This is a genomic window from Lentilactobacillus parafarraginis DSM 18390 = JCM 14109, assembly GCF_001435895.1.
In the GTDB taxonomy this organism is placed as follows: Bacteria; Bacillota; Bacilli; order Lactobacillales; family Lactobacillaceae; genus Lentilactobacillus; species Lentilactobacillus parafarraginis.
In genome coordinates this window covers 1-6896 of record NZ_AZFZ01000085.1, presented here as the reverse complement: position 1 = coordinate 6896, position 6896 = coordinate 1, and the positions used below count along the sequence as shown (strand labels likewise).

Sequence of the window (6896 nt, the reverse complement as noted above, 5' to 3'; positions counted from 1 at the left end):
TTTTCCTACATTTTACGGGTGCCTTTTACATGTCAACGTAATGACATCTTTCAATGAAAATTTACGCATAAAAATGGTCCTCCATTGTTCATGGGGAACCAATTTTGAGAGAAAAATCAAATCAATGATTGCATAGATTTAGCTACTATCAAAAGTAACAGATAGCAGCAAACTTTTTCCCTTCGCTGGTACTAACCAGATCAGGTTCAACGAGTATCATCTCAGCCAAAATTGGCACCCCAAGTTATTTTGTTCCTATAAATGATATCAACTAACAAAACTAATGTAAAACAATTAGACGAAAAAAACAGACAGTCACTTTGTAAATGATTGCCTGTTTTTTGAGCACAAATGGTTCAATGCCCCTGCCAAGGTGGCTTTATCATACAACATTTTTGTTCATTACCCAAATAAACCAAGATTTGCAGACCAGAAGTATTTTTCTCCCGAAATATCGAAAGCTGCCAATCCTTCGCCTGTTTATACATAAAAGCCAGCGCGCCTTAGTGCTAAAAACTTTGTCGTTAAATTGAGGTAAAGCGACTGATCGGCATCATTTAAATTAACGTCCAGAATCTGTTCAACTTTATGAAGTCGATAGGCTAATGATTTGGGATGAATGAAAAGCCGCTTAGCCGCCTGGGTAATATTCTGATTGGTGAGGAAGTATGCTCTGAGTGATTCAAATAATACCGGCTGTTGGGTTTGTAATAATTTCAGCTGGCTGTTAACTAATACTTTTTCTAAAAATCTTGAACTTTGGCTAATAAAGAGCTTATCAACACCTAAACTGTCAATCGAAATAAACGGGGCTTTCAAATGATCGGTGTTAACCAACTTTCTCATGTTCATCATTTGCCGATAGACTTCATGTAGCTCCTTCAATGAAGTTAAGGAACTACTTAACAATTGACAGTTTGGAAGCTTTTCTGACACGTTATGTTTAAACTCTTGTAATTCAGAACGGTCATTGGCCAAAATCACTAAATTATGATCGATAAAGCCAATGGCGCAGTTGACAATAAATGTTTCACTGGCATTCACTAATTGTTTGAATTCTTCACCAGGAAAATCCTTTTGCTGGGTCATGATAACTCGAACTTTTCCCGAAACTGATAACTTTAAGCGTTGTCTCAGTCGATACAACCCCTCAGGATTATTTTCCCCTCGAAAGGTTTCTTGAATATCCTTTTCAAGCTGTGGATCAACAAACTTTTCCCTGCTGGCCAAATCCAGAGACTTTAAGTGGTCAAATTTCTTAATCACCTCACGGTATGTGATATTTCTTAACTCTAATAGCGGCAAATCATTCTTTTTACTGTATTCAATCACTTGTTTCGGCACATCGGCAAGATAGTCATTTTTCTTTACAATCAGTCCAGTTGATCGGTTACGCCTTAATCCAGTCACTAAGCTTTCCTGCTCAGCGTCACTTAATCCAAATAAGCTGGTTAGCACTAATTCTCCGGGGACAATCCAGTTATTAATGTCTGGAGTTGCCATCACCATTACTTCCGTTACATCATTTGTTCCATTGTTACCCTTGTTTAACCATTGAAAACAATCATCTGGTAACTCGCTGAGTAGAGATTCTAGTAACACCATCCACAACGCCTCCATAGTAAATGTTACGTTTTATCACATTAGGAGAAAAACCAATCTTTTTTTATCTCGTTATGTCCTTTTAATTTCTAAGAATTAGCTTAGTATATGTTACATAATATAACATTATTTCTTAGTTGATGAAATGTTTTTTTAATGAATGGAGGCTTATTTATGGAAAAATCAGAAAAAATTATTCAGCCGGAACTCCCACTGAACAATCCCGCAACCAAAAGCTCGCTTGTCTCAGAACGTTATTGGTGGAAAGTTGTTGCCCTCTGTTTTGTTGGCTGGGTACTAATATACGCAGATCGGACCATCTTAAACCCGGTAATGCCACAAATCGCTGCCGCCTTTCATATTAATGATGCCCAGCTGGGACTGATTAATAGTATTTTCTTTCTAACATATGCCCTATCTCAAATGCCCTTTGGGATACTTGCAGAAAAGGTTGGTAGGAAAACAATGATCACCATTGGCTTTCTCCTATTCGGTTTAATGACATTATTTTCTGGAATTGTTGCTTCATTTGGCATGTTCTTAATCGTCAGAGCCACTGCCGGGCTTGGTGAAGGAAGTTACTACGGTCCCCAATATGCCCTTTCAGGTGAGGCAATTCCACTATCCAAGTTAACACTGGGAACCGCCATTATTAATTCTGGAATGGCTTTTGGTTCATCTGGCGGTTACCTACTCTCCAGTTACTTAGTATTACAACATCACCAACACTGGAGCACCCCATTTTTGATTATTGCAATCCCCACGATGATTGTTGGTCTATTATTTCTTACCCTAAAGGAACACGTTCACACGGAAAACGATTCAAGCTCACCCATATTGAAGGGTAATTCAGCCAGCCAATCCAATCATCAAATCCGCGAAATCTTTACCAACCGAAACCTGATCTTAACCTTCTTCCTATGCTTCTGCTCAATTTATGCATACTTCGTTGTCTTAACCTGGCTGCCACAATTTCTTCAGGTAGAACGGGGGTTCAAAGGCACTTCCGTCGGCTTTATTTCATCGTTAGTTCCTTGGGCATCCATTCCTGGGGCGTTGGTATTTGCAAAGATTTATGACAAATTCAATCACGCTAAAGCATTAGTATGGCTATTAGTTCCTCTGGCCGTAACTTCCTTATTGGTCGTTGGCTTCACCCAAAGCCGAACAACTTTGATCATTGCACTGATCGTTTACGGTTTAACCGGCAAATTGGCAATTGACCCAATACTGGTATCTTTCGTCACCAAGCAAGCTGGCAAGACCCGCCTTTCCACAACATTATCAGCTTTCAATTTTGTTGGCATGTCTGGTTCAATTCTGGCACCATACTTCACTGGTTGGATCTCAGATCAATTCGGTAGTATGACCGTTGGTTTCTATCTTGGCGCCGTTTTACTACTAATTGGTGCGATTGGCTTCCTATTCACAAAAGACGCAACTTTGACTACAAAGAAAGAGGCATAGACTATGAAAGATATTGCAAACATTGCCGTAATTACATTTCACGCCCTATGGGGTAAAAAAGAAGAAAATTTAAATCGGATCGTTGGCTTAATTGAAAGTAGTGCCAAACGAGGTGCAGATTTTGTCCTATTGCCGGAAATGGCGCTCACTGGTTATGATGACCAACCTGAAAAACAATTGAAAGACAAAATGCAGTTTCAGGAAGCTGAAATTGTTCCCGGACCTTCAACAGATCGGATTGCCGAGGTAACCCGTAAATATGGCATTTATGCTTTTGTTGGTATGCCGGAACGGGACTTTCCCACCCGCAGGATTTACAACTCAATGGCTGTCTTTGGGCCAGAGGGGTTGCTTGGGACCTATCGAAAAATGCATCTGCCCGGTCTCGAACCCCATTGGGCTGCTCGCGGAGATTCCCCTTTGATTATTCAAACGCCCTGGGGACCGGTTGGCTGTGCCATTTGCTTTGATACTTGGGCATTCCCAGAACTAATGCGTTACTATGCCGCTGAAGGCTGCCGATTGTATATCAACATCACCGCTACCGCTAAGATTCGGGGTAAATATTTAGCCAACACCAATATTGAAGCAGGTGTCATCAGAGATTGTATTTTTGTCGCATCTGCCAACCTTGGTGGCAAAGATCTCTACAATGACTTTTGGGGAGGCAGTAGTGTTGTTGGGCCTGGTCAAGATACGTTGGAAGCCCATTATTACATTGGTGGCAAATATACAGATGATCAAGCTAATCAAACCAAAGTCAACATTACCACCATCGATTTGTCGTTGGCATCTCGTTATATTTACAAAGGAAATCCATTGCTTAAAGGTCAAACGGATTTCCGCCCAGATATTTATGCAAAAATGTATGAACAATTAGAAGACCAATTTTTAATTAAGAGGCGATAAAAATGCTCACAATGAATTCACCGTACATCGATTCTCAACTTATGATTGCCCCAGAAAGCACCGGGATCCTAAATGGCCTTGCCTTCTCGGTCAAAGATGTCATGGCAGTCACCGGTCACATCACCGGATTGGGTAACCCCACTTGGACAGCTACCCATCAACCCGCTAAGTCAAATGCGATTGCCATCACCAAACTTCTGAACAACGGCGCCACTCTCGACGGAATTACAGTTAGCGATGAGTTCATGTTCTCGATCAAGGGCAGTAACTATCACTACGGGGACCCGCTTAATCCAAAACATCCCGATTGTTTCACTGGCGGTTCAAGTTCCGGATCTGCCTCTGCAGTCTCATCCGGATTAGTCGACTTTGCGTTGGGAACGGACACAGGGGGTTCAGTTCGCGTACCTGCCAGTTATTGTGGAATCTACGGTTTCCGGCCATCCCATGATCTCTCAATGCTCGCTGGAATTGCACCATTGGCCACGAGTTTTGATACAGTTGGCGTCCTGACAAAAAGTTCTTCAATCCTCAAAAAAGTGGGTCAAGTCCTTTATTCAGGCAACGTTCGTTTGGATTTGAAAAAAATTTATTATCTGGATAATTCAATAACGCAGTCCCTAGGCGCCGAGTACCAGCAAGAATTAGGGCGCATTGGTAAGTCATTAGGAATCCAAAAGACCCGTTTTCAACCGGTCAATTTTTCACTTGACCTTTTATACAATGCGTTTAAAAGAATTCAAGGATTTCAGGCATGGTCAAATTACGGTAAATGGATTTCGAAACATCCCCAAGATATTGGACCTGATATTGCCGATCATTTTGCTTTTGCAAAAGCGGTCAAATCAGATATCGGCTTAAAGGAAGCAATTGAAACTAAAACTAAATTTGCCAAACTATTAAACGGCTTGCTGACAAATCAAGCGATCTTGATATTACCAACTACCAGCAGCACTGCCCCAAACAAAAACGAGGACTTTAAAAAAATTGAAAGGCTTCGCGCTCAAACTCAGAAATTAACAACAATCGCAGGCATGGCTGGGACTCCACAGGTTGCCATCCCGATTAGTCAATCAGGAAAGGATTATAGTATTTCGATCATTTCTGGCGTAAATACGGATCGCTCACTATTATCATTGGCGACTAAGCTTAAGGGTGGGATGTTGAATGATGAATAAAATAACAATCCAGACAAGCATCCTCACAATGAGCCAGACATTGTTCATGGGAATGATAGATGCATACACGTTCAACACATTTAATGGCACCTTTGCCAGTGCGCAAACAGGAAATTTAGTCATCTTTGGAATTGCCCTAGTTAAAGAGGGATTCCAAAAGGCAAGCATTCACATTCCAGTTTTTGCTGGATTTTTAGTTGGCGCAATTTTTGCCCAGCTTATTCGCAAATATTTAAAAAAATCTTTGGAAATATCCCCTTTGAACCAACTCCGCTTCTTTACGGTCATTAGCATTGTAATTTCAGGAATAATCCTCCTGATTGAAGAAGCTTTACCGTCAGCCACCAGTTTACTACTCATAACACTCGGCTTCTTTGCAAGTTATGAATTGACAATCTTCAACCATATTGGCAAAACTTCAGTCAATAATGGGATCATGACTGGAAACATCAAAAATTTTGGCAATTTGATTTCTGATTTCATCCAAAATCCCCAGAAAGAGATCGGCTTCAAAATTTGTCACTATGGAATTAACATTATCATTTTCATTTGTGGGGTTATTGTTGGCACGTTCTATCTGAGCCAACTCGCTGAATCAATTATGTTAACGGGAATTCTCTTGAACTCTGTCATATTATTGGGATTGCTGATCACTAAAGATCCTGCGCCCCAAGAAACGGTCAACAATCAATGAAAATCGACAATAATAACTGTGACAAACGGCTAATCCCCGCCATTTAAGCAAAAAAGTAATGCATTCACTTCAAAACAAGAATGCATTACTTTTTTCACTTAAATTCTGGGATCAAATCGCCTTTCCCACTCTCGTTTTCAATTCAATTACGGGTTTAAATGGGCTGACGGCTCAATCACGAGCTTCAAATCACCCAACCAAATCCCAAATCGTTTTACCTAAGAAAATAATCAGCACCACAATAATAATTGGTCGAGCAATCTTGCTGCCAAAGCGTTTGTAATAACTGGCGCCAAGAAAGTTACCAATGATACTAAAGATTCCTGCTGTCAGGCCCAATAACATGATGACCTTACCGCTTAATAGGAATACCATCAACGCCGTAATGTTTGTTGTTAAATTGATTACCTTAGTGTTGCCGGCAGCCAGATTAATTGGTAGATGAGCAAGGCCGGTTAATGTGATCAGTAAAAAGGTCCCCGTACCCGGTCCATAGAAGCCATCGTAAGCACCCAGCCCCAGTGAAATTCCCAGGGTGATCAGAAATTGAGTTCCCGTTAATTGAGAATCCGCTAATTTAGAATTTAAAGCGTGCCGATTTAGCAACAAGTAAAGGGCAGTTGCTGGCAGAATGACCAATAAAATAAGGCGGAAATACTGATCACTAATATGTAATGCCAATCGAGCCCCCAAGGATGAGCCGATGACAGCTGCTACGACCGAAAAGAAGGCCAGCTTCACGCGAATGTAACCACTGCGGGCAAATTCAAGCGTGGAGATGGTGGTGCCCATTGCTGACGATAATTTATTCGTCCCAACAGCGAAGTGAGCTGGAATTCCCGCCATCAAATAAGCCGGTAGTGAAATTAACCCACCACCGCCACCGATCGCATCCACAAACCCGGCAAGAAATACCAGCGGGCAAACAATTAAAAACTCAAGCAACAAGCGATTTCATCCCCTTTTTATTTTATCGGTTCATGAAACTTGAAAGTCAGATTCTCGCAACTATGCCCCCTTAGAAACTGTTTGAGATCTAAATTGAG

The 6896-nt window shown here is 41.1% G+C and carries 6 protein-coding genes and 1 riboswitch; of the genes, 4 read left to right on the top strand and 2 right to left on the bottom strand.

What is annotated here, in order from left to right; genetic code table 11:
* Positions 1 to 157 precede the first annotated feature (157 nt).
* A riboswitch (TPP riboswitch) is annotated at positions 158 to 252 on the bottom strand.
* A 228-nt stretch (positions 253 to 480) separates the two neighbouring features.
* Positions 481 to 1605 (bottom strand): PucR family transcriptional regulator, encoded by a 1125-nt coding sequence (locus FD47_RS13065; protein WP_054736364.1) that lies wholly within the window; start codon positions 1603 to 1605, stop codon positions 481 to 483.
* 171 nt (positions 1606 to 1776) lie between these two features.
* Between FD47_RS13065 and FD47_RS13060 the strand changes: the two genes are divergently transcribed.
* From FD47_RS13060 to FD47_RS13045, 4 genes are read left to right on the top strand one after another with little or no spacing between them, the layout of a single operon-like run.
* Entirely contained in the window at positions 1777 to 3069 is a 1293-nt protein-coding gene (locus FD47_RS13060) for an MFS transporter (protein ID WP_082620304.1), read from the top strand.
* A gap of 3 nt (positions 3070 to 3072) precedes the next feature.
* The gene (locus FD47_RS13055; protein ID WP_054736362.1) at positions 3073 to 3978 is read left to right on the top strand and encodes a carbon-nitrogen hydrolase family protein; all 906 of its coding nucleotides are present in this window, start codon (positions 3073 to 3075) and stop codon (positions 3976 to 3978) included.
* A gap of 2 nt (positions 3979 to 3980) precedes the next feature.
* Positions 3981 to 5156, top strand: coding sequence for an amidase family protein (locus FD47_RS13050; RefSeq protein WP_056980781.1), 1176 nt, complete (start codon positions 3981 to 3983; stop codon positions 5154 to 5156).
* Positions 5146 to 5850 carry a YoaK family protein gene (locus FD47_RS13045; RefSeq protein ID WP_054736358.1) on the top strand — a complete coding sequence of 235 codons (705 nt, stop codon included), beginning with the start codon at positions 5146 to 5148 and terminating at the stop codon, positions 5848 to 5850. The genes FD47_RS13050 and FD47_RS13045 overlap by 11 nt, the downstream gene beginning before the upstream one ends.
* Before the next feature lie 189 nt (positions 5851 to 6039).
* Here FD47_RS13045 and FD47_RS13040 read toward each other — a convergent pair whose 3' ends face one another.
* Positions 6040 to 6795, bottom strand: coding sequence for a sulfite exporter TauE/SafE family protein (locus FD47_RS13040; protein ID WP_054736367.1), 756 nt, complete (start codon positions 6793 to 6795; stop codon positions 6040 to 6042).
* Positions 6796 to 6896 lie beyond the last annotated feature (101 nt).